The 711-nt window shown below is 30.7% G+C and carries 1 protein-coding gene; it reads right to left on the reverse strand.

Features of this window, described 5'->3' with window-relative positions; genetic code table 11:
• A partial coding sequence (locus tag V7149_RS26360; RefSeq protein WP_438824171.1) for a catalase occupies positions 1-241 on the reverse strand: 241 nt, incomplete at its 3' end.
• Between the last annotated feature and the right edge of the window lie 470 nt (positions 242-711).

Here is a 711-nt window from a genome sequence, read left to right on the forward strand (position 1 = left end):
TTTTAGCCTTTGTATATTTTGTAATATCATGGGTGACAGTAAACGTCCCATAGGCACCAGATCCTTTTGCATGCATTCGTCTTTCAGGAATCACTTCTCTGTCAAAATGAGCTAGCTTTTCTAGTAACCAAACATCCTGCAATAGGATCGGGCCTCTTGGACCAGCAGTCATCGAGTTCTGATTATCAACAACAGGGGCGCCTGCCGCAGTAGTCAATTTCTTTTGATTTTCATTATTCACGAAAAATTACCTCCTAGCATTTTTATTAATTTAATATTTTACTTTCTCACTCAATGATAACATTTATCAAAGGGAAATCAATATCAAATTATAATTAATTTAAATTGATAAATGTTATAAAGGTAATTAACATAATAACAGTGAATAGTAGTTATGAAGGCAGTGTTAAAATAAAGTAGCAAGTATTAAAAGAAACAGGCACTTAATAGCAACATTAATATATCTATATTTTCAAACTTGGACAAAAGAACTTCTTTTTTAAAACTAGAGACTTAAAAAAACATTGTGTTTTCAAGATCGCAGATTGTCTCGAATCGTACCTTTGAAAAGATCAGCAGTATATTCATCAAGCGTATGTAGGAACTCTTTTTAGAAAATTGGACAAACTATTTTTAAATAGGGGTTGTACTAATATAAAATTTAGATGCAAAAACTGTCCTTTAGATATATACAAATAAATAAATTGTGAT

Origin of the sequence: Bacillus sp. JJ1503 (genome assembly GCF_036965125.1) — a bacterium.
Lineage (GTDB): Bacteria > Bacillota > Bacilli > Bacillales > Cytobacillaceae > Cytobacillus.